Raw genomic sequence first — 25,500 nt, 5'->3', positions numbered from 1 at the left:
AGTAATTCAAATTATTTTTAAACTTAAAAAATAAAACCCAACTTAATCAATTCAACCAAGTCATTGTTTTATCAGAAGTTTTAATCTTCATCACCGCCGATGGATGTGCATTCTACAGCATTTCACATCTGTTGCAACACCCTTTTCCATTTATTTTTAGTTTTTCATTACGTTTGTTTATTTATTCTACTAAATTAAGTTTTTTTACTATTTTTTGAGCATAAAAGGGACAATATTTCCATATTTGTCCGTTAATTTATCTTTTTCATTCTTTTCTTGCCATTTTAAAGCTCGACAATCTACATATTCACAGTAGCCACCCTCCCCACACTCGATTTCGTCATTAATTTTAATTTGATAGTTAAAGCTTCCTGCATAGCCAGCGCCGAGTCCAAATTTAAAATCCCCACGGCTCTGCGCTTGTATATGTATTTTTAGTTTGTCATTTTGGTAAATCCATTCAAATTCACGTGGCAAATACATTTTTTGCAAATTGGGGTTTTTAACCACAGGATAAACGCGCATGACTTTAAAGAACACGTCTTGGTCTGCCATGAAAACTTGCTTCTGATTTAAATCTCTTAGATATAAACGTGAGCTCAAAATATTGTTATAGCGGTCTCGCGTTTGCATAAAGATGATTTGACGCTGTCGGCTAAGGTTGATTACCTGATGGGTATAAAACGCTAAAGGTAAATATGGAAACTTGCGTATTTGTGCATAAGACAAAACCGCCAACTGATTTACATCATACATCTGGCCCTGAAATTTGATTTGCCCTTCACATTGGCACATCACCGACCAATATTCAGCAAGACCTAATCTCAACTTAATTAAACACGAAGAAATATCGGTAGTTTGCACGGACAAATCTAAACTGAGTTCAGTATCTTCTCGATGGATTTGAAATACCGCTCCATCCCAACCAATCTGCTCTTTATCTCTAAATTTAAAGACGGTATCACTCAGACTACAGTCGTCTTTGATGGAATATGATTGTAATTGCCCAACCATATGACCGCTCACACTGGTCAATACTGTGGCTGTATTGAGTTCATCTTGTTGAATGGACACAGGATTTTGAAAAGCGGGAATCTGAGGCTGCCCGAGCCAACTTATAAAGTTAAGATAATGTAAGGGCGCAGGAAGATTCGGTAGACAGAGTCCATAATGGATTGAAGGGTAAGGCGTATTCGGCGCATGTAGATTTATTTTTTTATGTTGTAAATCTGGAGCTTGATTCAATCGTCTTGATTGATCCAAGAAATCTTGAAATATCTGCATATCAAGCTCCTTTTCATTTTTATTTCATGTTTTAACTCATGCTTCAGCCTTTTTTGCCATTAGGGTTGTGACAAATCCAGACAATGCATAAATTACTGAAATAATTAAAATACCCATTGGAATATTATACGTTACAGCAGCTAAAATGAAGACTATGATTGGCAACACCGCAAATGGAACACGGCGGCGATCCACAGTTTTAAATGAATAGTATTTTACATTTGAGATCATCAATAGACCCACTGCAATAATCACTACCGCATTAAAAATCTGAATACCTGTTTCGCGTAAGTCGAAGACCGCAGGGATATCCATACCTACCCATACCAATGAAATAATCATAACGGCTGCGAGTGGACTTGCAACACCAATAAAATAACGTTTATCGACAACCCCAATTTGTACGTTAAAACGTGCCAAACGGAAGGCTGCACATGCGGTGTAAACAAAACATGCTGCCAGGCCAATACGGCCTAAGTCATTTAGACTCCAGCTATACATTAAAATGGCAGGTGCAACACCAAATGCTAGCAAGTCCGACAACGAGTCAAACTGTTCACCAAAAGGACTTTGTGCGCCGATAGCACGTGCGACACGTCCATCCAAACCATCAAATAATGCTGCAAGGAAAATGGCATAAATGGCTTGTTGAAACTCACCATTCATACTGGCAATTATTGAATAAAAGCCGGATAACAACGCTGCAGTTGTAATCAAGTTTGGCCACAGATAGATCCCACGACGTTTCACTTTATGCCCTTCATGGGTATGCTCCTCTTCTTCAACTTCAAATGTAATGCCATCAAATGCATTTTCATCCTTTGAAGAAATTTCCCGCTCAGGTTTATTTGTATTTGTCATTGTTCGATCCTAACTGTGACCTTTCTTTTTCAAGTTTAAAATTATTCGCCAACCAACCAACGTACGGCTGCATGACCACCATTTTCATTCATACGAAGATGTGGGAACAACCATTGTAATGCTTCGTCCGCATCTTCAGAGAATTTCCAAGGTGGGTTAATCACCAGTAAACCACAACCATTCAAACCAACTGGAGTGTCATCTGGCCATACACAAATTTCGCAAACCAACTGACGACGAATGCCGGTTTTGTACATTTTCTTTTCAAAACGTTCAATCATCGCGCGGTCTTTAATTGGATACCATACCGCAAAAACGCCTGTCGGCCATTTTTTATAAGCAGCCACCAACAATTCTACAAGCTGTGGAAAATCTTTACGTTCTAATTCGTAAGGCGGGTCAATCATGACCAAACCACGTTTTTCTTTTGGTGGAATTACACCCAGTAAACCTTCGTAAGCATCACGCTCATGCAAACCTGCACGTTTATCAAAAATATTGTGGCGCAATTGTTGGAATACATCGCGCTGCATTTCAAAAATCGTTGCCTTATCAGTTTCACGCATGCCTTCAAGTGCGAACCACGGAGAGCCTGGATAAGCGCCTTTGCCAAAGTTTTCACGCATTTTTTCAACAACTTTTAAATATTGTTGAATACCTTCAGGCGCATTTCGTTTAATCGAATCATCGAGCTTAACTAAACGATGAATACCATTTAAAAACTCACCTGATTTCTGTGCTTCAGAGGTCGAAAGATCATATTTACCTGCACCACCATGTGTATCTACATAGCGATAAGGTTTATCTTTTGCATTCAGTCGACTTAATAACTGAAGCAGCAAAACGTGCTTCATCACGTCGGCAAAGTTGCCTGCATGGAAATGGTGACGGTAATTCATGTTTCTTTAATTCCTAATATCAACGGACATTTTAGCATGAAAAATAGTTTCATTCCGATGCTATTCTTGCTCTAGAATACGTCACCTTTTTTTCCACAACTTTATGGATCGTATATGGAAACAGCCTTTCTCCCAAAGTCTTGGCCGGTTGATCAAATCCTCGATGATTTAGATCAACACGGGTTTAGCATTATTGATGACGCTTATCCTGCTGAATATATACATGCACTTGTTGAAGAATGTATGTCAAATTTAAATAAATTTAGGGATGCAGCCGTACAAAATGGGGTCATCAGTAAAATTAGAAGTGATCATATTTTATGGATTAACGACACATTAGATGTCGCACAAGAACACGTTCAAGCCTTAGAACATTTATCAGAACAATTTAATCGCGCATTTTTTTCTAACATTCACGAAGTCGAAGCACATTTTGCTTGTTATAACGCAGGTGAGTTTTATGCACTACACAAAGATAATCCTCAAGGCAAAAATGGACGTGTCATTTCAGCGGTTTATTATTTGCATGAATATTGGCAAGCCGACTGGGGCGGTGAATTGCGCTTACAAGATAAGAATGATGTTTGGCATATTTTAGAACCCAAACCAAATCGCATTGCGTTATTCCAAAGTGACCTATTACACGAGGTACTCGAAGCAAAACATCAACGTTTATCGATTACGGCTTGGCTACGTAATGACAACTCGATGTGGTAATTCGAGATTCCTCCTTTAAATCCCTTAAACTATCCTCATATATGAGTCATTCATAGATGAGGATGTACCCGATGCGTCAAAACAGTCATAAAATTATTCAGCGTATTGGCGAAACCGATCAATTATTTCTACAAGGCAACAGCCCTGAACTTGCTCTTGAGCGTGCAGACTTACGCCTGCAATTGGTTAATTTAAGTAAGAACCATCAAGAACAAGTGTATTTTCTGCAAGAAGCCATTGTTCTACTTGAGCAAAGCCGGATTGAATTTGAAGAAATGCCGATTGAGCTATACATCAATTTGTCTGTACATTTAGCCAAAGCTTATATGATATTTTTTGAAATTACCCAAGAGCAGCGCTATGCCCTGATTACCCAGCAGATTATGAAACCGATGTCCAAAGCTGAACATGGCGACATTTACTTCTACCTGGCCTATGCCTCTGCAGTAAAACAGGAACCTGCGTTAACGCGCCACTGGCTAAATAAGTACGGCAAATCTCAAGAATTCAAACTGACCACATTACTTGAGCATCCTGCATTTAATCCATATCGCCAAGAAGACTGGTTTGCAGAATTACGCCAAAGCAAACTGCACTAAATAAAAAAAACACCTCCGAGGAGGTGTTTTTTTATTTGTGGAGAAATGAAATTTATGCTGGCTGCAGCTTATATGCATCCATATGCAACTGCTGATTCAGCTCATCAATCCAAATTACCCAATCATCATCTTGCACTAAATGACTGATTAGAAAATCACGCTGCGCTTTATTCCAAAACGGCGCATCATGTAAATTTTCACTTGCAGCAAGCTGATGCGTACGCACGTATAACTCGATCGCAGCTGGACTGCTGGCTAACCCCAATTGAGAAAACAATAAAGCTAAGGATGGTTTATTTTGATTGAGCATCTCGCCCTCCTTATCAACTAATCTGTCATTTATTATTTAATTAACTTATATGATGCTGATAAAAAAACCTAGCGTTAAAACTAGGTTTGTTGTTTCAAATTGTATTTAGATTTTGCAAGATCCGGAAAGCTTATGTTCTGTATGCAATTGTTCATTTAAAATATCGACCACTATGGCCCAGTCATCATCTTTTTTCCAATGACTGATAATAAAGTCACGCTGTGACTTCGTCCAAAATGGCGCTTCATGCAATGGAACATCCATGGTGATTTGATGCGTTTCGATAAATTGATCGATGCCTTCCGGAGTTGCATCCAACCCCAATTGTTCAAAAAATAGTTCCAACGTTGTTGTTGATCAAACATTGCCGTTCTCCTCAAACTAATAACATTTCTCCCATCTTTATAGTTATCTGTTTATTTGACTTTGTCAGTTGCAACAGCATCTCAACGTGTTATTTTTTGTTCAAAACTTAAGCGTGATATTTTTCGCAGGCCATAAAAAAGCACCCCAAATGGAGTGCCTTTTTTTATAATTTAATTTAAAAAATTAAATTATTTAACCATGTCAGCAACTGCTGCACGTTCTTCTTCAAGCTCGTTTAGAGTGAAGTTGATACGTTCACGGCTGAATTCGTCGATTTCAAGACCTTGAACGATTTTGTATTCGCCGTTTTCGCAAGTTACAGGGAAACCGAACATTACGCCTTCAGGAATACCGTAAGAACCGTCAGAAGGGATACCCATCGTTACCCATTCGCCGTTTGTGCCAAGCGCCCAATCACGCATATGGTCGATTGCAGCGTTTGCAGCAGAAGCAGCAGAAGAAAGACCACGTGCTTCGATGATCGCAGCACCACGTTTACCAACAGTTGGAAGGAACACGTCTTTGTTCCAAGCAGCATCGTTGATTTTGTCTTTTAAGCTTTCGCCGTTTACATTTGCAAAACGGTAGTCCGCATACATTGTTGGAGAGTGGTTACCCCAAACAGTCATGTTTTTGATGTCAGAAACTGCAACACCCGCTTTTTGAGCAAGTTGAGTCAACGCACGGTTGTGGTCAAGACGTAACATTGCTGTGAAGTTTTTCGCTGGAAGATCTGGAGCAGATTTCATTGCGATGTAAGCGTTAGTGTTTGCAGGGTTACCTACAACAAGAACTTTAACGTCACGGCTAGCAACTTCGTTAAGTGCTTGGCCTTGACCGATGAAGATTTCACCGTTTACTTTAAGAAGGTCAGCACGTTCCATACCAGGACCACGTGGACGTGAACCTACAAGAAGAGCGTAGTCAGCATCTTTGAATGCAACTTTAGGATCATCAGTACCGATCATACCTTCTAAAAGAGGGAATGCGCAGTCATCAAGTTCCATCATTACGCCTTTAAGCGCTTGTTGAGCTTTCTCAACTGGAATTTCTAATAATTGAAGGATAACTGGTTGGTCTTTACCCAACATTTCACCGCTTGCGATACGGAATAATAAGCTATAACCGATTTGACCAGCTGCGCCAGTAACGGCAACACGAACTGCTTGCTTCATGTAATTATCTCCAATTGAGGAAGGTCATAATGATTAAATAGCTGTTCTATCTAATCTTAATAATCATAAACGGCAAAGATTGTACTCCAATCTTTTGACGCTTGCATGTAAAAGAGAATGCTTTTCAACAAAAGTATGATAGGAAATATAAATAAAATGCCGAAAAAAGCTTAGAAAGAACCTTTAATTATGAAAGTTGCAGGACAATTTCCGACAATAGTCGTAGGGCAACTTTTATACTGCCCATTGTTTTTATAGCAAATTTTAATCTCGGTCAGTAAACTGCCACCACGGGTTTGCATACAGTTAAATTCAATACTTTGGGATACCAATCCGCTGTTCATACGCAACATTTTATTACGCAAGACATTGGCTTGAATGGATTGGGTTTCTTGGCTAGTCAATTCATCTGGAATTTTTAGCTTATCTGCATGATTAATAATGGTTCTGAAATACTGACTAGCATTCATTGGGATACAGCCGCCGGTAGTGTGCCAAAGCGCCACGCGAGCATTTTCATCAGGCATAATCCGTGCAACCACTTTGGCTTGCAACGGAGAAAGTTTAGCTGAACTATTGGTGGTGCAATCACGGGTAGAAGTTTCTGGATATAGTCCCGTGATATTGAGTGAATACCCTTCCAGACATTTACGTTTTTTACTTTTTAAAGGGTCATAGGCGCAAACAGCTGGCACCATTTGCACATCCATCACATAGCCATTAACCACGGGTGCTGCCGAAAGCACAGACACACCAAAGCCTGCACCACTGCCGATGAGCAGTGATGTCAGTATTCGATAAACAGGTCTAATGTTCAATTCGGCATTCATTATTTACCCATATTGCGCCTTAAAACAGGCGCATTGCTTTAATGCTTATTGCGCATTCCGTAATGGAATCATTTGCATTCGTTTTTCAATCGATTGCGGCCCCTGACCCAATAAAAGGCCGTAATGGGTTGCATTGGTCATCACATGTTTTACATAGTCTCGAGTTTCCGTTAATGGAATCGATTCCGTATATTGGTCCGCTGCAATCGCTTGATACTCAGGCTGCCAGCGTCGAGCACGATTTGGACCCGCATTGTAGCCTGCAGTCGCTAATACTGGACTATTACTCAATTGACGTTGAATCATTGATAAATAGAAAGTGCCATAACGGATATTGGTATTCATATCCGTTAATGCAGCGGGGTTATAGCTCTCCCCCATCTGACGAGCCACCAATTTTGCTGTGTCTGGCATAATTTGCATTAAACCACCGGCACCGACATGTGAACGTGCGCTAGTAACAAACCGACTTTCTTGACGCATCAAGCCATAAGCCCATGCAGGGTCAATACCTGCATTACGACTATGACTCACCACATAATTTTGATGCGGCATAGCATAACGTAAAGCATAATTGTGCTGTTTAGTGGTTCGATCTGCTGCATAAATCGCCCGATCATACCACCCCATATCGGTTGCACGTTTAGCTGCGGCAAGAATCATGCCATCATCATGCTTTAAGTAGGCTTGACGCACTGCCCAGTTCCATTCACGGTTAATATAGCTGTCAGATGCATTAATATTGCGCAATGCAAAGGCACGACGGAAGTGAATATCCTGACTGAGACGCTGCGCATCTTGTGACGAAGGCTGCACATTTGACGGAATATTGTTATAAGACTGACCAATTTTGTCACGTGCTAACAAATTATGGTAATCATCGCCAATGGCAAGCTTACGATAAATTTCTTTTGCCGCACGTTTAGATGAGGCATCGCCACGTTGTTCAGATGCTCGTGCTAACCAATATTGCCAACGGTCTTCCTGCTTTTGCGAAACGCTCATCGCATCAATTGCACGAATGACACTTTCCCATGCGCCAAAACGAATGGCTTGTCGCGCATAAATCTCGGCTTCTTCTGCACTAAAAGGCAGTCCATAACTCAAATCAAGATAATTTAGAACTTCACGGTTGAAATTATTTTTCATTACCGTTGTACCACCGATATACCCGACACTACGGTATAGGGCTTTTTGTACATCGGCTGGTGTGCCTTCTGCTGCACGTTTCACCGAAGAAATCGCACCATTTAAGTCGCTATCGGCCAAGCGACCCATCGCATAAATCAGGTATGCATGATCTTCAGCTGTGGCTTTGGGTGCAGACCATAAATAATTTAGTGGATTGGCTTGAATGGTGTTGAGTTGTGACAAATTAATATTTACGCCAATGGTTTGCGCAGTCGCAATCGCTTGTCCTGACTGACCCGCTCTTAACTGTCCCCACATCCGTTGATGGCGGTCATCTTGAGTCATTAAAGGACTCGACAGCATCATACGGCCCAAGCCCGTACACGAGTCAGGTTGTGAGTTTGTGGTCAACCATACATCTTTAAATTCTGCGTAAACCAGAGGGTCGCCCGACTTTGCGCGGACTTGAGCCATGGCACATGTTTCAGCACGGTCAGCATTAGTCACATATTGCAAGACAGGCTGTGCTGTAGCGAAATCAGCTTGTTTGACTTTTTCTTCAACATAATCTGCGGCTAATTTTTCTGCCATTGCCGAGTTTGGATAGCGCTGTGCAAAATTAATAATGGCACTTGCAGGTTGTGAAGCCAAATTGTTATTCAGTAACCAATATTCTGGATAATAGCCCAAAACATCATTTTGCATGGATGATTGGTATTGTTGTAATAAACTAATATTGCCTGCATTCGCAGCACGTAAAGCATCGTTAAACTGCTCATCTGCGGCTTGGGCAAACGCAGAAATTCCGGAGAGCCCGACACTCAAAGCAAGTAATTTAGCGTAATTTTTCTGTTTAAAATTATGTTTTAACATCCACTTGCCTTCTTTCATGTCATTCTGCTCAGTTACAGCACATCGAACTTTGTTTAGGAATTAGTTTAATAATTCTAAACTCTGCATTGTGTTCTGTTATGTAACCTTATGATTAGCCAATATTAATTTTCAAACATTTTTACTTCATAAATCAATATGGCAGAGTTGTAATTTTAGGCTGTAAGTTTCTAGTGAATTACTGCTAAAATATTGCCCATTCTTAAAATCCCCTTTTTGACCTCCGCAGCTGCACAATTCAATTGATTGAATTGTCTGTCAGCCACGTATGGTTATTGATTTTCATAAAATTCCTTTAGGAGCCTACATGACGGTTCAAACCTTCATCCCCAATAGTGCCCAAGCTGCCCCAGATAACACTGTTACCCAGCCACAGCACACCCCAGCTCAAGATGGAACAGTGAAAAAACTGTACATCGAAACGCAAGGGTGTCAGATGAATGAGTATGACAGTCAACGTATGGGCGACCTTTTAGGTGATTCTCACGGCTATGTGCTGACAAACGATCCAAAAGAAGCGGATATTCTCCTGATGAATACCTGTTCTATTCGTGAAAAAGCACAAGAAAAAGTATTTTCAGAGTTAGGTCGCTGGCGCAAACTGAAAGAAAAAAATCCAGACTTGGTGATTGGTGTTGGTGGTTGTGTTGCTTCTCAGGAAGGTGACAACATTCAAAAACGCGCACCGTATGTAGATATGGTGTTTGGTCCGCAAACCTTACACCGTTTACCACAAATGCTTGATCAGCATACTGAGCAAGTGGTCAAACCCAAAAAAGAAAAAATTCAGTTGGTGGATATTTCATTCCCTGATATTGAAAAATTCGACTTTTTACCTGAACCGCGTGTAGAAGGGTTTAAAGCCTTTGTCTCGATTATGGAAGGCTGTTCTAAATACTGTTCATTCTGCGTAGTTCCTTATACCCGTGGTGAAGAGGTTTCTCGCCCACTCGATGACGTATTGGCTGAAATTGCCACTTTAGCTGAAAAAGGCGTACGTGAAATTTCATTACTCGGCCAAAACGTGAATGGCTACCGTGGTGAAACTTTTGAAGGGGAAATCTGTACCTTTGCAGACTTATTACGTTTAGTGGCCGAAATTCCGGGCATTGGACGTATTCGTTACACCACATCGCACCCGCTTGAATTTAATGATGACTTGATTCAATGCTACCGTGACTTACCGCAAATGGTTTCTCACTTGCATCTACCAGTTCAAAGTGGTTCGAATGACGTGCTACAAGCCATGAAACGTAACCACACGATTGATGTATATGTCGATAAAATTGCTAAATTACGTCAAGTTCGCCCTGATATGCATTTATCTAGCGACTTTATTATTGGCTTTCCGGGTGAGACTGACGAAAACTTCGAAGAAACTTATCAATTTATCCAAGATATGGATTTCGATCATTCATACAGTTTCATCTACTCAAAACGTCCGGGTACTCCTGCTTCAGAACTTGAAGACACGACCCCTGAAGATGTGAAAAAAGAACGTCTTGCAAAAGTTCAACAATGGATTAAACAATCCAGTATCGATAAAACTGATGCAATGCTAGGGACCATTCAACGTGTCTTGATTGAGTCTGTTTCAGACAAAGATCCGAACTTGCTGATTGGTACTGCAGACAATACACGTTTGGTTAGCTTTATCGGTGATCCTGCATGGGTTGGGCGTTTTGCAGAGATTGAAGTGACAGATATTAAAACTTTGAAGTTTGTTTACGGTGAACTCTTGAATCTTGAGCCTGACGTGGCGTAATGTAAGCTTAATCGTCAGACCAATTTAAAGGAATTCTCTTGACTGCAGCGATTCGACGTACTGTAACTTTTGCCGGTATTCCACTTGACCGTTTACAAAGCATGCTCGGTGCCTATAACGGTCATCTCAAACAAATTGAACAACGTTTAGATGTCAAAATTTCTCATCGTGCAGATGCTTTTTTTGTCGATGGGGAAATCGATGCGGTAGAGAGAGCCGAAAGTCTCCTTCACCGTCTTTATGAAGAGTCCGAAACCAATCCACAGATTAGTGCGGACATTTTACACATGATGATTCAAGGCAGTCAGACTGACCGCGAAATTCAGGAAGATTTTTCTGAAAATGAGCATACCGGTTTAGACAATGTTTATCTACAAACCCGTAAAGGTCGGATCAATCCACGTGGTGCCAATCAAAAACGCTATGTACAGCGTATTTTACAAAGCGATATTTCATTTGGTATCGGCCCAGCGGGTACAGGTAAAACTTATCTCGCGGTCGCCGCTGCTGTAGATATGCTAGAACGTAATGAAATTCAGCGTATTTTATTGGTTCGCCCTGCGGTTGAAGCCGGTGAAAAACTGGGGTTTTTACCCGGTGATTTGAGCCAAAAAATTGACCCTTACTTACGTCCGCTATACGACGCTTTGTATGAAATGCTCGGTTTTGAAAAAGTCGCTAAACTGATTGAACGTCAAGTGATTGAAGTTGCACCACTGGCCTACATGCGTGGTCGTACCTTAAATCATTCTTTTGTGATTTTAGATGAAGCACAGAACACTACCCCTGAACAGATGAAAATGTTCCTCACCCGTTTAGGCTTTGGTTCTCGAGCGGTGATCACGGGCGACATTACACAGGTCGATTTACCTCGTGGTCAACAATCTGGTTTGGCACATGCCTTACGTGTGATTGAAAAAATCAAAGAAATTCATATTACTCGCTTCCACTCTCGTGACGTGGTACGTCATCAATTGGTTCAAAAAATTGTTGAAGCCTATGAGGGATGGGACAGCGAACAACATCGCCTCACGGCTGAACAACGTGCAGAACGTAAAGCACGTCAGGAAGCCTTGGTGGCGGACAATGATGCTAAAGCTGATGGGCAGCATCAAGACGAAAACATTTAAGGATTCATTTTGAAACTTAATCTCTCCTTGCAGCAAAATTTTCAGTCACCTGAATTGGTGGTGAAACGTGCGCATATCAAAAAAAGTCGTGGAAACGGCTTTACGTCATATCGATACACAAAGTGATTGTGAGATCGGTATTGCATGTGTGGACAATGACGAAAGCCACAAATTGAACTTGGAATATCGTGGTAAAGACAAACCGACTAATGTGTTGTCTTTTCCGAGCGATCTCCCCGATGAAATGGCTGCAGTTTTAGACTCATTTCCGATTGGCGACTTGGTGATTTGTATTCCTGTGGTTCTTCGTGAAGCACAAGAACAAAGCAAAGCACCCCTGACCCACTTTACGCATATGCTGGTACACGGTACGTTGCACCTCATGGGCTACGACCATGAAACCTCTGATGAAGATGCTGAAGAAATGGAAGCTTTGGAGATCGAGATTTTAGCCAAATTGGGGTTTGATAACCCTTATCTGGAAAGAGATTAAGAACCCAAAAAGCGAGCTCCGGCTCGCTTTTTTTTATCGTCATAAAAAACAAGGAAGGAAAGATATGCAATATGTCGTGATTTTTAAAGCACGCATTCGTACGCTTGATGAGCTGTATTTTTCGACTGCACAGCAGCTTAGAGACAAAGCCTTGACACACTTTAACTGTCAACATTTTGAAGCGCTGACAGAGGGTGAGCATGAAATCGCCCTTTCCTACTGGAATACATTAGAAGACATTCGAGCTTGGCAACAAGATGCACAACATCTGGTCGCGCAGCAATTGGGGAAAAACCAATGGTATGCGAGTTTTAGCGTCGAAATCTGCGAAGTTTTGCGACGCAATCACAACTGATTAACGCACCTCAAACTCTGCTTCTGCAGGATCGAAGCGCCAAGTACGCACAATACGAAGTTCTGAGATGTCTTTCATTTTGGCATCAAACAAACCAAAAGGTGCCGCCTTACGTACAGAGGTTTTTGCAGCTTCGTCCAATAAGTTTGAACCTGAACTTTCGATCAAACGAATGGCACGAATCCCGCCATTACTGTTCAAAATAACCATTAAACGTACTTCACCGCGTAGCTGTTGCTGTTTTGCCGCTTCAGGATAATAACGGTTACCGTAAAATTCGACTTTTTCGCGAAATTTTTCCATGTAAGCAGCAGAAACATCTTGCTTGGCTTGAATACCATCAATGGTTTTAATTTTTTGCTGACGGCTAAAATTTTGTTGGCGTTGTAAATATTGAGCTTCGATACTCGCCACCATCGCAGCCTTGGCCTGAAACTGACTATTCAACTCCTCAACGGCTTTTTTGCGACTGTTTTCTTCCGCTTGTTTTTGCCAACTCAAGGTTGTCATCAACACTTTGTCTTCAAAGCTCAGCTCTTTCTTTTGTTGCAGTTGTTCTAAAGCTTCGCTTTTTTGCTCCCCGGCTTTTTGTTCGATCATCGGTGCAGGCATGTCACTCGACATACGATGTGACTCACGGAATGTCCCTGAGCCCTGCTGATCGGCTTGTGCTAAAAAGTCTGCATGTTCAATTTTTTCCGTCGTAGAACGTAAAGAAACTGCAATTTCTTTGGTGTTATAATCCGCCTCTTGGGGCATGGAAAATTGCATGGTTAAAAAAGCCAAATGCAACACAGCAGCAAACGCCAATGCAGTTGCAAATATGGGATCTTTCCACCACTCTTTCATCAAGGGCATGAACGTTATTTTTTTCAGCATCACATTAAACCGACAATTTGCCGCATTCCCCAAACTGCTTAAAACAGTATAAAATAAAACTCGTATTCATTTTTTGATGAAAACGAGAAATCCATCAACACATAGATAATGCACAATTAAAATCATGAAAATGGTGCAATTTATTTTGCTAAACTGCAAGATCAAAACCTTGTGTTTTTATAGAAATCGACAAGATAAACATCGTCAAAAAACATAATTTGTCAGGATGCACTTCTTATGCAAACGCTAGTTTCCAATATCGCTAAACGTATACGCCAAGTGTACCAAAAAGCTGAAGGATTTATTGAAGATGAGCGTGAATTCCCAATGTCTCAAGTGTTTTTAAATGCGACATTTCAGCGCTTTGTGACCGATAATGTGAAAATGCTCAAAGACTTGCATGCTGACCTGCATGATGACTGGCTTCGACTGTATGCCACATTGGATTATAACGGGCTGATCATAACACTCTCTGTTGATTTAAAACTGGTACAGATGGAACTCAACAAACAAACCCAATTGATCGTATTTGAACAAATTAGTGATACACAAGTGATTGAAGCAAAGTATCCAAATGTTCTGTATAAGATGGGCGTGCGCATGGCGTTATGGTTCTATCAAAAAGTACTCAACCAAGATCCATTGGGTATGATTTTGGAAAAGCTCAATGTGATCAAAGTTAAAGATGATTTACTGTATTTAGACCTGAATCGCTGGCTCGGTAAAAGTCGATCGATTATCGACACACTGGGCAAAGTCCATGTGAACCATGCTGTTTTACGTGAGGCCGAATTGGTGGTGATTGGTAATGTTAATTTAACCGCATTGTTCACCAAAATGTCGCAAGAACGGATGGAAGACTGGGATGATTCAAATTTAAAAGACGATGAAGTCACGCCTATAAAGCAAAAGGAAAGCTAGACTTATCCTGTACTTAGGCATCTTGAACCTATAAAAACGCTACACAATATATACATTAGGCACGGATTTGTGACGTGATTCTCCACAATCCAGCCGCATAATAAACATATCAGGTGGTTTAGCCCACCGCACTTCTATTGAATAGGAAAACCATACTTATGGCACATTCAGTTTTGAAAAATTTAGGTCTTGTTGCTGGGGTATCGACTACACTGCTTTTGACTGGTTTCTCAAGTCAGTCATTTGCCATGAGTCCATTCCAAGCAAGCTACCAGTTTAATTACAACGGCAAAAACTTGGGTTCTGCAACACGTACCCTAAAACAATCTGGGAATAACTGGACGTATATTTTCGCAGCAAAAGCTGGTGCGATGGCCTCTGCAACTGAAACCAGTCGTTTTAGTTTAAATGGCAGCCAAATTCACTCGAACAGCTTTAGCCGCAGCAGCAAAATTTTGGTGCACAACAACACCATGAACATCAATTTCAATGCTGGCGCAAAAACCATTAATACCAAAAAAGATGATAAAGCGCGTTCATTTGCGTGGAAATCAGGTGTGCTAGATGAACTCAATGCTGAATTGCAAATTCGTGAAGATTTAAAAAATGGTGGTTTGAAATCGAATTACTACATTGCCGACGCCAAAGAGGTTGAAGCTCGTAAGTTCGTGAAACAAGGCACTGAAAAAGTGAAAACCACTTATGGAACTTTTGACACCGTTAAAGTCGTGATGCGTCATGACAAACCAGGCCGTCAAACGACTTTCTGGTTAGCACCAAAACTAGATTATCTACCTGTCAAAGTTTCCCACCAAGACAATAAAACCTCTTACGGTTTATTGTTAACGGGCTATAAAGGTGCAACAAATTAATTGATTTGATCAATTTCGCTTGCATTTTTCACGGTGCTTTTTAAAATACGCTTTTGCTTTAAAAAGCACCTGCCCCTCGAGGATTCTCCCGTGCACGCTCTGGAACAGAAAATCTTAGCTGAAGGTATCGTTCTCTCTGAAGAAGTTCTGAAAGTCGATTCTTTCCTGAACCACCAAATTGACCCTGTGATGATGCAGCAAATTGGTCAAGAATTTGCCCGTCTTTTTAAAGATGCTGGCATCACAAAAATCATTACGATTGAAGCATCAGGTATTGCACCTGCAGTAATGGCTGGTCTTGAACTTGGTGTTCCTGTGATTTTTGCACGTAAATATCAATCTTTAACCTTAAAAGATGATTTGTATCGCTCAAAAGTGTTTTCTTTTACGAAACAAACTGAAAGCACTATCGCGATTTCTAAAAAGCACATCAATGCTGAAGATAAAGTTTTAGTGATTGATGACTTCTTGGCCAATGGTCAAGCGGCTTTAGGTCTTGCAGATCTTATTCATCAAGCAAGTGCTGAAGTATTGGGTATCGGTATCGTGATTGAAAAATCATTCCAACCTGGTCGTGATATTTTGCTTGAAAAAGGCTATCGCGTTGAATCATTGGCACGTGTGAAATCACTGGCGAATGGTACAGTTGAATTTGTTCGTGACTAAGTTTGCGTTCAAAAGAAAAAAAGAACACATCAGGTGTTCTTTTTTTTGCTAAAAACTTACGATTAAGGTGACGTAAAGCGCACTTTTTAACGCCTTGGTTACAAGCAGACAAAACATCTGTACGCAAAAATCGATAAAATTCAGGAAAATCGTTGCATTTGATCGAATGGGTCAACTACTCATCTGTCAAATTACATTATGCTGCACCATAAATTCGGCCACTTTATTTTTTAAGGCTACGGAAAGTTATGAATACAGAAAATCAAAACATGGAACCGACAGTTAAATGTCCAAAATGTGGATCAACCCATATTGAAAAGCGTAACCATGAACAAAACTTACAAAAAATTGGTGGGGTCTTACTCAGTGGTGCAGGAACTGCTGCAGGGACTGTCGGTGGTGCGGCATCTGGCGCATCTATTGGTGCTGCGATTGGTGGTGTGACTGCAGGCCCACTTGGCGTGATTATGGGCGGAACCATCGGGACTTTTGTCGGTGCGATTAGTGTCGGTATCACAGGCGGTTTTCTCGGACACCGTTTTGGTAAAAAAGCCGGCGTGATCGTCGATCAAAATATTTTTCTCGACTACCAATGTTTAGATTGCAAACAGCGCTTTGAAGCTGAGCAACAGCCTGAAGACGCTGCAAAAATTTCGGATCAAGACTAAATTCGATGTAAAAAAGAGCGCATCAGCGCTCTTTTTTTAATGGGTTATTGTTTTTCTAGCATGGTTTTCTAGCCTATTGAAATGCTATTCGAAACCATGGCGAATCAACTATTTTGAAGCATCAGTTAAAGATTTTGATTCTGCTTTGACTTGATCTTGTTTCGCCAAAAATTCTTTTTCTTCGGCTTTTTTCTCTTGCGGGAAATCCATACTGTATAAAACTGGCATTGCCGTACACAAGGAAGATGCAGCCAATGCGGAACATAGGAAAATCATTCGAAAATTAATAGACATCACACACCCCAAAGAAGAAATTTAAATACAAATCATGTAATCAAAAAATAAAAATAACGTGCCTAAAGAGACAGCAATAATCGACTCAAGGCCATCACTGAGCAGGCTGTATTTAAAAACTTTCAATATGTTATTGATATCACTTATTTTTGGTATTTTAAGAATAGATTGGCAGATTTATTTTTATCTTCTCGTGTACTAATATGACTTCATCAATCAATAAAAAGCGCCGTACAAAAAAAGCAAGAAAAGTGCAATATTTAAGCCTTTTCTTGCCCGTTCGCTACAAAGTTTACTTTATTGCCTTTATCAAGCACGTTTCAAATCAACTTTTTGACCACTTCGCCTAGGCGTTTACCCTGCTCTTCGCATAAGTTTCGCTCATCTTGACTCAATGACTGATCATGACGTGGACCACTGACATGGCTTGCACCATAGGGCGTACCACCCGTTTTGGTATTCGATAATGCAGGAAGGGCATTACTTAAACCCATAACCATCATTCCATGATGAAACAAAGGTGGCAGCATGGTCAGCAAAGTACTTTCCTGTCCGCCATGCATTGAACCTGAACTGGTAAACACACAGGCAGGTTTGCCATGCAATGCGCCATTGAGCCAAAGCGCTGTGGTTTGATCCCAGAAATATTTCATTTCCGACGCCATATTACCAAAACGGGTCGGTGAACCTAGCGCTAGACCTGAACAATGCGCTAAGTCATCTAAGCTACAGTAAATATCGCCTTCGGCAGGAATACTGGGCTGCACGTCGGTCACCACGGTGGATAAATTTGGAACGGTTCGTATTTTTACCGCCATCCCAGAAGCTTCAATTCCATTGGCAATCAAATGTGCCATCTCACGTGTTGAACCATATTTGCTGTAATACAGCACCAGTACATAAGCTTGCGTCATTTTTATAAATTCAATGAAAAAAGAAAACTATACGGTATTTTTCCTATTTTTTGGTTAAGCTAAGTGATGAAAATTGCATAAACATGACTAAAATAACTCGAGACTTGAAAGCATGATCGAAGCATTTTTAAAAAAACTTCCCTTTTACGACAAGAAATGGTTTCAGTTTGTTTTATTTGTCATTCGACGTTTTGAAGCCGATCGCTGCCGTGAACAAGCAGGATCATTGACCTATACCACCTTGTTTGCAGTGGTGCCCATGTTGACTGTATTTTTGGTCATCATCTCATCAATCAATGCCTTAGAGCCTGCTCGTCAACAGCTTCAACAATTGATTTATAGTAATTTTCTACCGAAAACGACGATTGCTTTCGATAAAGCGCTAAATGCATTCACCGATAAATCCAGTAACTTGACCGTGATTGGTGTGCTGTTTTTATTCATTACCACAGTCATGATGCTGACCAGTATTGAAACGGTATTTAACCGAATTTGGCGGGTGCGTGAGACACGTGGCGGCATCATTGGCTTTATGCGCTATTGGACTATTATCTCATTAGGCCCAATCTTACTGGGTAGCGCATTTGTTGTGTCATCCACCTTGGCCTCTATGAATGTCCTCAGCAATAATTTTGCAGGCTATGAACTGGATGGGGCTTTTCTGCTGTGGATCCTGTCTTTTTCATTGACCATTTTAGGTTTTTTCATTCTGTATTGGACGATTCCCAACCGTAGTGTGCCGATCAAGGCGGCGCTGATCGCGGGTGTCTTTAGTGCCGTGGTATTTGAATTACTCAAAAACCTTTTTGGTTTTGTCATGTCAAATTTCACCAGTTATCAAATCGTTTACGGTGCTTTTGCTGCGGTGCCAATTTTCCTACTTTGGATATTCCTTTCATGGAATATCGTGCTGATTGGGGTAGAAATTAGTTATGCACTGACCGCCTTTAATTCAGGCAAAGATCAAAAACGTCATCCTGTGATTATGTTGATGGATTTGCTGGAATTATTTTATAAAAAGCAAAAACTTGGTCAGAGCGTGACAGAAAAAGAAGCGCTTGAGGTTTTAGGGCGTGATGAAATCGGCCGCCTGCCAAGCTATATTTTATTGTTTGAAGAGCAACACCTGATTAAACGTACAGATGATGATCATTATGTTTTAGTTCGTAATTTAACCCAAGTGGACTTTTGGAGTTTTTACAGTAAGCTGCCCTATCCGCTCCCTAAACGGCAAGATTTAGGTCGCGTCGATCCAGATGATGTTTGGATGGAAAAAATTGGGCCGCAACTGGTCGAAGCGGATGATTATCTCGCGGCCAAACTCTCGATTCCACTTGCGACTATTTTTGAAGAAAAATAAGCGTAAATAAAAAAAGGAGAGCCGTAGCTCTCCTTTTTTATTTATACATGATCTTAGGTCGCTGTGCGCTGACGTCCCATCAATTTAGACAACCACCGATGCAAGGTTACCGTCATCACTCCGACCATTACTAAGGCCGTCCCCAAGATAAAATTCAGTTCAATCGTTTCGTTTAAGATCAATACGCCAAAGACCAGTCCAAAAATTGGGGTAAGGAATGAAAAAACGCCCAGACCATTGGCCAGATATTTACTTAACAGCCAAAACCAAAGCATCAGGCTAAAAAATGAAATAATGAGCACATGAAAAATCATACTGCTGATGGACAACACCGTCCAATGTACAGTCATTTGTCCTGTCAGCCACGCCACGGGTAATAAAAATACACAACCACCAACCAACTGATAAAACAAGGTCTGAGTCGGAGGTGCATCAGAGAGTTTGGTGAGTCTTAATGAAATGGTGGTCAAGGCCCACATCACCCCAGCAAGTAATGCCATCGCATCACCCAACAGGGCTTGAGTGTTGACTGTAGTACTACTTTCACGTCCCATAAACGACAGTACTATTCCTGAAAAGGCAATAAAAATACCGACCCATTGGATCGCTGTAAGCTTTTCTTCAGGCAACTTCCAATGTAAACCTAGTGCCACGAATATCGGTGCGGTATAGAGCAAGACAACGGTATGTGATGCAGAGGTATAGCGCAGGGATTCTGCCACTAAAATAAATTCGGCTGAAAATAAAAACGCCAACCAGATACCCGGCAGCAAGTATTCTCGAGTATATAAATGTGTTCCCGGCTTGAGACGGATCAGTGGAAAGACCAACAGCGCAGCCAAACCCGATCGATGGCAATTTGCATGATCGGCGCAATATCAACCGCGGCCAATTTCAAAATGACCTGTTGAATCCCTAAAATCATGCACAAAATAATCATCAAACCAGAAGCTTTTGCATCTAGCGCCTTACGCTGTTCCACACTATTTACTCGACAATACGATAAGCAACACTATAGAACTGTCAGAAATAAAATATATACTTTAAAATAGACAAGTGATCTTCTTATTCAGGCAAAATTTTTCATGCGTCATAAAGCTCGTGCAGATCATACGCAGTTGCAACAACTTCCCACCAACGATGAAATTCAAGCAGCACTGTGGATCAGTTTTCGTGACGATCCTGCACTGTCTGTTTATCCCGTTCATGGACATGCTTGGGGCGAGTTTGTCTATGCCTTTAATGGCGTAATGGAAGTGAACATCAATCAGATTGACTATATTACCCCACCGCCTTATGGCATCTGGCTTCCCCCACATTTAGAACATAGTGGTTTAAATCGTACAGCGGTTTCACATGGAACCTTATATGTACATGAATCGCTATGTACTCACTTACCGAAACAACCGGGGATTTTACTCAGCTCACCATTAGTCACCGCGATCTTCAGCCATTTGCGTCTCTTACACCAACAAGCCGATCTCATGGAAAATACGGCCGAATATCAACGCTTACTCCATGTGATCTTAGATCAACTGCATCAAGCCAAACTGGTCAGTAGTTATTTACCGCATTCGGATCACCCTGCCCTCAAACAGCTGCTTGATTATTTACATCAACATCCTGCGGATCAGAGCGCGCTTGAGCAATTGGCAAAGCGGATAAATATGACGGAACGTACTCTAGCGCGTTATTGTCAAAAAGAACTTGGGATGTCCCTGCATGAATGGCGACAACGTCTCAAAGTCATGAAAGCCATGTCCATGCTCAACGCAGGCCAAACCGTCGAAAATATTGCCTTAGAACTTGGCTATGCCAATGCCTCAGCGTTTATAAATATGTTTAAAAAATGGATGCTTTGCACCCCAGATCAGTTTAGGAAATCCGCTTTAAAGCCCTAAATGTGTTTAAATTTAGCTATAAGTGTCTCTATAAAGTGATTCAACAATCCGTTAAGATCAAAAAATCTACGAAAAATGATAATAATTCCATTTCAAATGAATAAAAAAACCATTTTAGCGCTGTGTTTATCTGCCGTATTTTTAATGGCTTGTAGTTCCAAAGAACAGCGTGAATTTAAATCCGCGCTCAAAATAGCTCAAAGTGGTGATGCGACCGCACAAATGAAAGTGGGTGATTTATACCTCAGTGGAACGGGCACAGAACAAAATATCGAACAAAGTGTACATTGGTACAAAGCTGCTGCGGATCAAGGCACTACGGACGCATTCGCATGGTTGATGACCCAAGCTTATCAAGGTAACCCGCATGCAGATCAAGTGATTCGAAAGATGCAGCAAGATGGCAATATTTTCCTTGCACACTGGGTGCTAGACCTTGCAAAAAAGACTCATGATCCTGCTGCTGAATATACCGTTGGTTGGATGTACGACACTGGAAAAGGCTTAATTCAAGATAAGCACCAAGCGCAAATTTGGTATGAAAAAGCAGCCAAACAAAAGAATGTCGAAGCGATCAAAGTCTTGGGAAATCAACACTATTTTTCTGAACACCCTTCGTCTACACCGGACAAAGCAGCCGAATATTTAAGCTATGCCGCAGAACAAGGGCAAGATGCTGATGCCGCCATGAAAATGGCACATTATTATCATTATGACATTCGAGATGGTGAAAAAGCGCGACAATGGTATGCCAAAGCAGGTGCATTGGGAGACACCGACTCACAGCATATGGCCGGCACCTATGAAACATGGAAAGACATTGGTCCATTACAACCAAATGAGCCACCGCCATCAAGTAGCACTGAATAAATCAATCAAAAAAAGGCTGCATTAAGCAGCCTTTTTTGTATTTCGTTCACAGTTTATTTGACAAAAGTTGTCCAGATATAGTCCTGATTTTTTCCTTTTAGGGTCATTTTCAACTGCTCACCTGACTGTAGTGCCGCGACACCTGCAGGCGTACCTGTCATGACCACATCACCCGCTTCAAGACTAAACACTTGGCTAATATCTGCCAACAAAGTACCCACATCAAAAATCAGCAATGCAGTATCACCGTTCTGACGCAGTTCATCATTGACATGCAAGGTGTAATGCACATTTTTCCAATCTTGAACCACCTCTTGGACATCGACCCAATCCGCAAGGATACAAGAACCATCATAAGCTTTGGCACGTTCCCACGGCTGACCTTTTTTCTTTAAGTCATCTTGTAGATCACGCAAAGTCAGATCTAGGCCCAAAGTCACAGCTCCGACTGCTTCTAAGGCTTTGAGAGGATCAGTTTCAGCCGATAAAGGACGATCAATACGTAAACTTAATTCGCATTCATAGTGACAACTGCCCCATGCAGGATTCCATGAGATGCCTTGGTCTAATGCGGTTAATGCACTTGGCGGCTTCATAAAAAGTACAGGACGGTCAGGAATTGCATTGCCTAATTCTTTGGCATGATCTGCATAACTACGACCGACGCAAACAATTTTAGATGGACGTGACTGCATACTACTCCCTCTTTTGTTATGAATAGATTGTCTTAGTGCTGAAAAGTATTGGTAAAAATCGCTTGGTCCGCAGTATTTTTAAATGCACTTTTCGGCACAATAATCACGGTTTTATTTTTCAGTTCAAGCATATAGGTCAATTTGCCTTCAGCAAAATTTGCCACTTCAGCATAATGGAAGACATTCTTACGACCATTGGCATGAATTTCTGCATAGTCTTGAAATAAATCAATACCTTGTTCACTTTTGCCTAATTGGTATTTTACAAACTGGCGTTTAAACATCATCGGTAAAAACCAATAACGCATGATGCCTTGAAGGAGTAAAAAGAAAGCACCCAGACCAACATAGTAGGCACCGACACCATTTACACCTAAGTAAAAACCCCAGATGATAATCCCAAGGCTAATGGCTGGCGTTAAAAAACGCGTAAATTGCTTTTTGCCAAAAGTAGCTAGTGCAAAACCATCCTGTGATTCTTCTAGATTTAAAAAATAGCGCAGCGATAATGCAGGTAGATTTTCAGACATAAGCGTATGAATATTTAAAAATGAATTGCGCTAAATACTACACCACAATTCAAATTTGCTTCATGGTTTTTAATGGTCGGTTGTAACACTTCACTACTTCCCTTCCACCTAGAAATACGTTAAAAACAGCAACAAATAAAAGATTGCATACGCAGGATGTGACATGCAGATAACAAAAATAATCATGATGCTAGTGTTTCTGAGTGGACTGAGCATATCGACCAGTTGGGCCAAATTCGTTCAATGGCAACCCCAGATCCCTAGTAGTTTGGACTTGTTTAATGGCAATGCCAAAGCCTTGGCAAATCTTGCCGGTGATCACATCGTGATTTTCGCACATCCTTCACAGCAAATTAGTCTACCCACGATGAAAGCAGGCCAAAAAGTCATTGGTAAATTTCAGAGTGCCGCCGTGGTTGTCCCAACCAACAGCAAAAATGTGGCGAGATTACTCAGTAATTATCCAAACTATGCAGGCTTATTTCCCACGCTAAAATCTGCTGAGGTTTTGCAACAACAAGGTTCAACCAGCCAAGTTGAATATCGCATCCATATCCCGACACCAATTCCGGTTTTAAACTTTAAAGAAACCGTGGTGATACAGCACCAAATTGATCACAACAGTATTAATAGTTTGGTTCTACAAGCACCGGTGCCCTTTGGTGCAGGGAAAATGGTTTGAGATCGATGCTCAACACACCTTGATTAGTGTGACCCAATGGGGCGATTTAAATCAGCCCAAAGGTTTTTTGTTTAGCAAAATATTAAATGCCTTACCCGATGCCAAATTAGGGATTCCTGCGGGAACCAATGGTTTTTTACTCGAATCATTACAGCGCCGATTTAAAGCCTTTAGTAGTGAAACTCTCGCTGCAAATCAATTGCCTGAACTCAAATTAAATGCCTCTCAACTCGACAAAGTCACCCAATTAAGTCAAAGCTCGAAAGAACCTGTGTCCTTTATTTTGGCAGCGCAGCGCGTTCCCTTTGGGCAAAATTATGAATTGATGCGCTTTAGCACCAGTTTTCAATATTATGCACAAGAGCCTTCGAGCTTACAGCGCTGGATTAATATGTCTTCGTTCAAGCACTTATTTCCAAGACAAGTTAAACATATGCAAGTGCAGAAAATTAATCCGCACCTCATGGATGCCGACTATAAAATTTCGGTGGGTTTAGGCGTGATCAATATTCCCTTTGATTTTAAAATGCGTTTTAACTACCCAGACTTACTGCAAAATCAATACACCGCGACAGGTGGGGACTTAAAGTTTGTCCGAGGTGCTATGCATATTCGCCCCTTACAACAAGGGTCGTTATTACAATTGACCAGTGCGGTGAAGATTGATGACAAAGCACCGTTTTTACTTCGTGTTATGCGCAGTATGCCGTATCACGACATGTTGCCGGCTTTAGGCGGAAATACGGTCTTTGCACTCAAAGTTAAACAGAAGTTAAGTTAGAACCTTGATTGATGAGCTGAATTTATTGGTTTTAGCTATATTTCAGACACAAAAAAACCGCAACTTGTGCGGTTTTTTCAATCTTGATCAAGTTGGTGCGCTCAGAGAGATTCGAACTCCCGACCCCTTAGTTCGTAGCCAAGTGCTCTATCCAGCTGAGCTATGAGCGCGACGTCTTGATGAGGCTCATTATACGTGATTTTTATTTTTTGTTAAGAGCTTTTTCATATAAATTTAACCAAACGCACAGCAAATAAACAATTACCCTTTAAACACGCTAAAAATCATCTCGATTTACTTTTTTAATGGCTTTTGCATCACAAGTTTGGAATTTAAACTTAGCAATACTCACGTATAAATGCTCAAAATTGGTAACAAATATATCGCCATCATTGAATCACCACTTTAACTCACTCAACTTTTCTTTAACTTAGATTTTAAAAATTGCATCACTATGAATAGCTGAAATGAGGGTTAATCTGTTGAAGAAAGCAAAATGAAATATACTGATGGTTTATCTTATGAAATAGAACGCTTTATACAAGCAAAAGACAAAAGACAAAAGACAAAAGACAAAAGACAAAAGACAAAAGACAGGCTGCATCAAAACGATAAATCACAGGCACAAAAAAACCGCAACATGTGCGGTAATTTGTTCAAG

The 25,500-nt window shown here is 40.9% G+C and carries 25 protein-coding genes, 1 tRNA gene and 3 pseudogenes; 14 read left to right on the top strand and 15 right to left on the bottom strand.

Annotated features, from left to right (window positions below; genetic code table 11):
* Window positions 1-207: 207 nt before the first annotated feature.
* Genes AVJ20_RS16290 through AVJ20_RS16280 form a run of 3 tightly spaced genes read right to left on the bottom strand, consistent with a single transcriptional unit; the run spans window position 208 to window position 3,044 of the window.
* Window positions 208-1,284, bottom strand: a complete 1,077-nt coding sequence (locus tag AVJ20_RS16290) for a DUF6670 family protein (protein WP_111885954.1) — start codon at window positions 1,282-1,284, stop codon at window positions 208-210.
* 36 nt (window positions 1,285-1,320) lie between these two features.
* Window positions 1,321-2,145: a CDP-diacylglycerol--serine O-phosphatidyltransferase gene (gene pssA, locus AVJ20_RS16285; protein ID WP_078192422.1), complete on the bottom strand. Its 825-nt coding sequence runs from the start codon at window positions 2,143-2,145 to the stop codon at window positions 1,321-1,323.
* 41 nt (window positions 2,146-2,186) lie between these two features.
* Window positions 2,187-3,044 carry a 23S rRNA (adenine(2030)-N(6))-methyltransferase RlmJ gene (locus AVJ20_RS16280; RefSeq protein ID WP_111885953.1) on the bottom strand — a complete coding sequence of 286 codons (858 nt, stop codon included), beginning with the start codon at window positions 3,042-3,044 and terminating at the stop codon, window positions 2,187-2,189.
* Between the two features lie 114 nt (window positions 3,045-3,158).
* Here AVJ20_RS16280 and AVJ20_RS16275 point away from each other — a divergent pair, with 114 nt between their 5' ends.
* Both AVJ20_RS16275 and AVJ20_RS16270 read left to right on the top strand, forming a co-directional pair.
* Window positions 3,159-3,761: a 2OG-Fe(II) oxygenase gene (locus AVJ20_RS16275; protein ID WP_111885952.1), complete on the top strand. Its 603-nt coding sequence runs from the start codon at window positions 3,159-3,161 to the stop codon at window positions 3,759-3,761.
* Between the two features lie 71 nt (window positions 3,762-3,832).
* Entirely contained in the window at window positions 3,833-4,360 is a 528-nt protein-coding gene (locus AVJ20_RS16270; RefSeq protein ID WP_111885951.1) for a hypothetical protein, read from the top strand.
* A 52-nt stretch (window positions 4,361-4,412) separates the two neighbouring features.
* Here AVJ20_RS16270 and AVJ20_RS16265 read toward each other — a convergent pair whose 3' ends face one another.
* From AVJ20_RS16265 to AVJ20_RS16245, 5 genes are all read right to left on the bottom strand, one after another.
* A complete protein-coding gene (locus tag AVJ20_RS16265; protein ID WP_111885950.1) occupies window positions 4,413-4,670 on the bottom strand; it encodes a DUF2789 family protein in 258 nt (85 codons plus the stop codon).
* A 105-nt stretch (window positions 4,671-4,775) separates the two neighbouring features.
* Complete coding sequence (locus AVJ20_RS16260) at window positions 4,776-5,015, bottom strand: DUF2789 family protein (RefSeq protein WP_111885949.1); 240 nt, start codon at window positions 5,013-5,015, stop codon at window positions 4,776-4,778.
* A gap of 209 nt (window positions 5,016-5,224) precedes the next feature.
* Entirely contained in the window at window positions 5,225-6,211 is a 987-nt protein-coding gene (locus tag AVJ20_RS16255) for a malate dehydrogenase (protein ID WP_111885948.1), read from the bottom strand.
* A gap of 170 nt (window positions 6,212-6,381) precedes the next feature.
* Window positions 6,382-7,041: a ribonuclease I gene (locus AVJ20_RS16250; RefSeq protein ID WP_111885947.1), complete on the bottom strand. Its 660-nt coding sequence runs from the start codon at window positions 7,039-7,041 to the stop codon at window positions 6,382-6,384.
* A gap of 45 nt (window positions 7,042-7,086) precedes the next feature.
* Complete coding sequence (locus AVJ20_RS16245; RefSeq protein ID WP_111885946.1) at window positions 7,087-9,063, bottom strand: lytic transglycosylase domain-containing protein; 1,977 nt, start codon at window positions 9,061-9,063, stop codon at window positions 7,087-7,089.
* Window positions 9,064-9,370: 307 nt separating this feature from the next.
* Here AVJ20_RS16245 and miaB point away from each other — a divergent pair, with 307 nt between their 5' ends.
* From miaB to AVJ20_RS16225, 4 genes and pseudogenes are all read left to right on the top strand, one after another.
* Window positions 9,371-10,828 carry a tRNA (N6-isopentenyl adenosine(37)-C2)-methylthiotransferase MiaB gene (gene miaB, locus AVJ20_RS16240; RefSeq protein WP_111885945.1) on the top strand — a complete coding sequence of 486 codons (1,458 nt, stop codon included), beginning with the start codon at window positions 9,371-9,373 and terminating at the stop codon, window positions 10,826-10,828.
* Window positions 10,829-10,866: 38 nt separating this feature from the next.
* The gene (locus tag AVJ20_RS16235; protein WP_111885944.1) at window positions 10,867-11,958 is read left to right on the top strand and encodes a PhoH family protein; all 1,092 of its coding nucleotides are present in this window, start codon (window positions 10,867-10,869) and stop codon (window positions 11,956-11,958) included.
* Between the two features lie 9 nt (window positions 11,959-11,967).
* Window positions 11,968-12,451, top strand: a pseudogene (ybeY, locus tag AVJ20_RS16230) (rRNA maturation RNase YbeY).
* A 64-nt stretch (window positions 12,452-12,515) separates the two neighbouring features.
* Window positions 12,516-12,806: an antibiotic biosynthesis monooxygenase family protein gene (locus tag AVJ20_RS16225; RefSeq protein WP_111885943.1), complete on the top strand. Its 291-nt coding sequence runs from the start codon at window positions 12,516-12,518 to the stop codon at window positions 12,804-12,806.
* Here AVJ20_RS16225 and AVJ20_RS16220 read toward each other — a convergent pair whose 3' ends face one another.
* The gene (locus tag AVJ20_RS16220; RefSeq protein ID WP_213066202.1) at window positions 12,807-13,664 is read right to left on the bottom strand and encodes an energy transducer TonB; all 858 of its coding nucleotides are present in this window, start codon (window positions 13,662-13,664) and stop codon (window positions 12,807-12,809) included.
* A gap of 258 nt (window positions 13,665-13,922) precedes the next feature.
* On the opposite strand from AVJ20_RS16220, the gene AVJ20_RS16215 reads away from it, so the two are divergent.
* From AVJ20_RS16215 to AVJ20_RS16200, 4 genes are all read left to right on the top strand, one after another.
* A complete protein-coding gene (locus AVJ20_RS16215) occupies window positions 13,923-14,606 on the top strand; it encodes a hypothetical protein (protein WP_111885941.1) in 684 nt (227 codons plus the stop codon).
* A 158-nt stretch (window positions 14,607-14,764) separates the two neighbouring features.
* Window positions 14,765-15,478 (top strand): DUF3108 domain-containing protein, encoded by a 714-nt coding sequence (locus tag AVJ20_RS16210; RefSeq protein ID WP_111885940.1) that lies wholly within the window; start codon window positions 14,765-14,767, stop codon window positions 15,476-15,478.
* 90 nt (window positions 15,479-15,568) lie between these two features.
* Window positions 15,569-16,144, top strand: a complete 576-nt coding sequence (locus tag AVJ20_RS16205) for a xanthine phosphoribosyltransferase (protein ID WP_078189246.1) — start codon at window positions 15,569-15,571, stop codon at window positions 16,142-16,144.
* A 269-nt stretch (window positions 16,145-16,413) separates the two neighbouring features.
* Complete coding sequence (locus AVJ20_RS16200; protein WP_171319318.1) at window positions 16,414-16,812, top strand: hypothetical protein; 399 nt, start codon at window positions 16,414-16,416, stop codon at window positions 16,810-16,812.
* Between the two features lie 108 nt (window positions 16,813-16,920).
* Here AVJ20_RS16200 and AVJ20_RS16195 read toward each other — a convergent pair whose 3' ends face one another.
* Together AVJ20_RS16195 and wrbA are read right to left on the bottom strand one after the other, a co-directional pair.
* Window positions 16,921-17,106 (bottom strand): hypothetical protein, encoded by a 186-nt coding sequence (locus AVJ20_RS16195; RefSeq protein WP_111885938.1) that lies wholly within the window; start codon window positions 17,104-17,106, stop codon window positions 16,921-16,923.
* 320 nt (window positions 17,107-17,426) lie between these two features.
* Window positions 17,427-18,020, bottom strand: coding sequence for an NAD(P)H:quinone oxidoreductase (gene wrbA, locus AVJ20_RS16190; RefSeq protein ID WP_111885937.1), 594 nt, complete (start codon window positions 18,018-18,020; stop codon window positions 17,427-17,429).
* 112 nt (window positions 18,021-18,132) lie between these two features.
* Between wrbA and AVJ20_RS16185 the strand changes: the two genes are divergently transcribed.
* Window positions 18,133-19,380, top strand: a complete 1,248-nt coding sequence (locus tag AVJ20_RS16185) for a YihY family inner membrane protein (protein ID WP_111885936.1) — start codon at window positions 18,133-18,135, stop codon at window positions 19,378-19,380.
* Window positions 19,381-19,433: 53 nt separating this feature from the next.
* On the opposite strand, the pseudogene AVJ20_RS16180 reads toward AVJ20_RS16185, so the two are convergent.
* Window positions 19,434-20,362: pseudogene (locus AVJ20_RS16180) on the bottom strand (DMT family transporter).
* Window positions 20,363-20,465: 103 nt separating this feature from the next.
* Between AVJ20_RS16180 and AVJ20_RS16175 the strand changes: the two are divergent.
* Window positions 20,466-21,281: an AraC family transcriptional regulator gene (locus AVJ20_RS16175; protein ID WP_111885935.1), complete on the top strand. Its 816-nt coding sequence runs from the start codon at window positions 20,466-20,468 to the stop codon at window positions 21,279-21,281.
* Window positions 21,282-21,377: 96 nt separating this feature from the next.
* On the top strand, window positions 21,378-22,151 hold the full coding sequence (locus AVJ20_RS16170; RefSeq protein WP_162689790.1) for a tetratricopeptide repeat protein: 774 nt from the start codon (window positions 21,378-21,380) through the stop codon (window positions 22,149-22,151).
* 53 nt (window positions 22,152-22,204) lie between these two features.
* Here AVJ20_RS16170 and AVJ20_RS16165 read toward each other — a convergent pair whose 3' ends face one another.
* Both AVJ20_RS16165 and AVJ20_RS16160 read right to left on the bottom strand, forming a co-directional pair.
* Window positions 22,205-22,846, bottom strand: coding sequence for a fumarylacetoacetate hydrolase family protein (locus AVJ20_RS16165; protein WP_111885933.1), 642 nt, complete (start codon window positions 22,844-22,846; stop codon window positions 22,205-22,207).
* Between the two features lie 32 nt (window positions 22,847-22,878).
* The gene (locus AVJ20_RS16160) at window positions 22,879-23,376 is read right to left on the bottom strand and encodes a YcxB family protein (protein WP_111885932.1); all 498 of its coding nucleotides are present in this window, start codon (window positions 23,374-23,376) and stop codon (window positions 22,879-22,881) included.
* Between the two features lie 184 nt (window positions 23,377-23,560).
* Here AVJ20_RS16160 and AVJ20_RS16155 point away from each other — a divergent pair.
* Window positions 23,561-24,839: pseudogene (locus AVJ20_RS16155) on the top strand (SRPBCC family protein).
* 93 nt (window positions 24,840-24,932) lie between these two features.
* Here the strand turns inward: AVJ20_RS16155 and AVJ20_RS16150 are convergent.
* Window positions 24,933-25,009, bottom strand: a tRNA-Arg gene (locus tag AVJ20_RS16150).
* Window positions 25,010-25,500 lie beyond the last annotated feature (491 nt).

The sequence above is a fragment of the Acinetobacter sp. CFCC 11171 genome (genome assembly GCF_003268405.1).
Lineage (GTDB): Bacteria > Pseudomonadota > Gammaproteobacteria > Pseudomonadales > Moraxellaceae > Acinetobacter > Acinetobacter amyesii.
The sequence above is the reverse complement of the archived record's forward strand: the minus strand, read 5'-3'. Positions and strand labels throughout refer to the sequence as shown.

Excerpts from the sequence above, each read along its gene's own strand:
- AVJ20_RS16290 (WP_111885954.1), bottom strand. The coding sequence starts at position 1,284 with ATGCAGATATTTCAAGATTTCTTGGATCAATCAAGACGATTGAATCAA.
- pssA (WP_078192422.1), bottom strand. The coding sequence starts at position 2,145 with ATGACAAATACAAATAAACCTGAGCGGGAAATTTCTTCAAAGGATGAA.
- AVJ20_RS16280 (WP_111885953.1), bottom strand. The coding sequence starts at position 3,044 with ATGAATTACCGTCACCATTTCCATGCAGGCAACTTTGCCGACGTGATG.
- AVJ20_RS16275 (WP_111885952.1), top strand. The coding sequence starts at position 3,159 with ATGGAAACAGCCTTTCTCCCAAAGTCTTGGCCGGTTGATCAAATCCTC.
- AVJ20_RS16270 (WP_111885951.1), top strand. The coding sequence starts at position 3,833 with ATGCGTCAAAACAGTCATAAAATTATTCAGCGTATTGGCGAAACCGAT.
- AVJ20_RS16265 (WP_111885950.1), bottom strand. The coding sequence starts at position 4,670 with ATGCTCAATCAAAATAAACCATCCTTAGCTTTATTGTTTTCTCAATTG.
- AVJ20_RS16255 (WP_111885948.1), bottom strand. The coding sequence starts at position 6,211 with ATGAAGCAAGCAGTTCGTGTTGCCGTTACTGGCGCAGCTGGTCAAATC.
- AVJ20_RS16250 (WP_111885947.1), bottom strand. The coding sequence starts at position 7,041 with ATGAATGCCGAATTGAACATTAGACCTGTTTATCGAATACTGACATCA.
- AVJ20_RS16245 (WP_111885946.1), bottom strand. The coding sequence starts at position 9,063 with ATGAAAGAAGGCAAGTGGATGTTAAAACATAATTTTAAACAGAAAAAT.
- miaB (WP_111885945.1), top strand. The coding sequence starts at position 9,371 with ATGACGGTTCAAACCTTCATCCCCAATAGTGCCCAAGCTGCCCCAGAT.
- AVJ20_RS16225 (WP_111885943.1), top strand. The coding sequence starts at position 12,516 with ATGCAATATGTCGTGATTTTTAAAGCACGCATTCGTACGCTTGATGAG.
- AVJ20_RS16220 (WP_213066202.1), bottom strand. The coding sequence starts at position 13,664 with ATGCCCTTGATGAAAGAGTGGTGGAAAGATCCCATATTTGCAACTGCA.
- AVJ20_RS16215 (WP_111885941.1), top strand. The coding sequence starts at position 13,923 with ATGCAAACGCTAGTTTCCAATATCGCTAAACGTATACGCCAAGTGTAC.
- AVJ20_RS16210 (WP_111885940.1), top strand. The coding sequence starts at position 14,765 with ATGGCACATTCAGTTTTGAAAAATTTAGGTCTTGTTGCTGGGGTATCG.
- AVJ20_RS16200 (WP_171319318.1), top strand. The coding sequence starts at position 16,414 with ATGGAACCGACAGTTAAATGTCCAAAATGTGGATCAACCCATATTGAA.
- AVJ20_RS16195 (WP_111885938.1), bottom strand. The coding sequence starts at position 17,106 with ATGTCTATTAATTTTCGAATGATTTTCCTATGTTCCGCATTGGCTGCA.
- wrbA (WP_111885937.1), bottom strand. The coding sequence starts at position 18,020 with ATGACGCAAGCTTATGTACTGGTGCTGTATTACAGCAAATATGGTTCA.
- AVJ20_RS16185 (WP_111885936.1), top strand. The coding sequence starts at position 18,133 with ATGATCGAAGCATTTTTAAAAAAACTTCCCTTTTACGACAAGAAATGG.
- AVJ20_RS16175 (WP_111885935.1), top strand. The coding sequence starts at position 20,466 with ATGCGTCATAAAGCTCGTGCAGATCATACGCAGTTGCAACAACTTCCC.
- AVJ20_RS16170 (WP_162689790.1), top strand. The coding sequence starts at position 21,378 with ATGAATAAAAAAACCATTTTAGCGCTGTGTTTATCTGCCGTATTTTTA.
- AVJ20_RS16165 (WP_111885933.1), bottom strand. The coding sequence starts at position 22,846 with ATGCAGTCACGTCCATCTAAAATTGTTTGCGTCGGTCGTAGTTATGCA.
- AVJ20_RS16160 (WP_111885932.1), bottom strand. The coding sequence starts at position 23,376 with ATGTCTGAAAATCTACCTGCATTATCGCTGCGCTATTTTTTAAATCTA.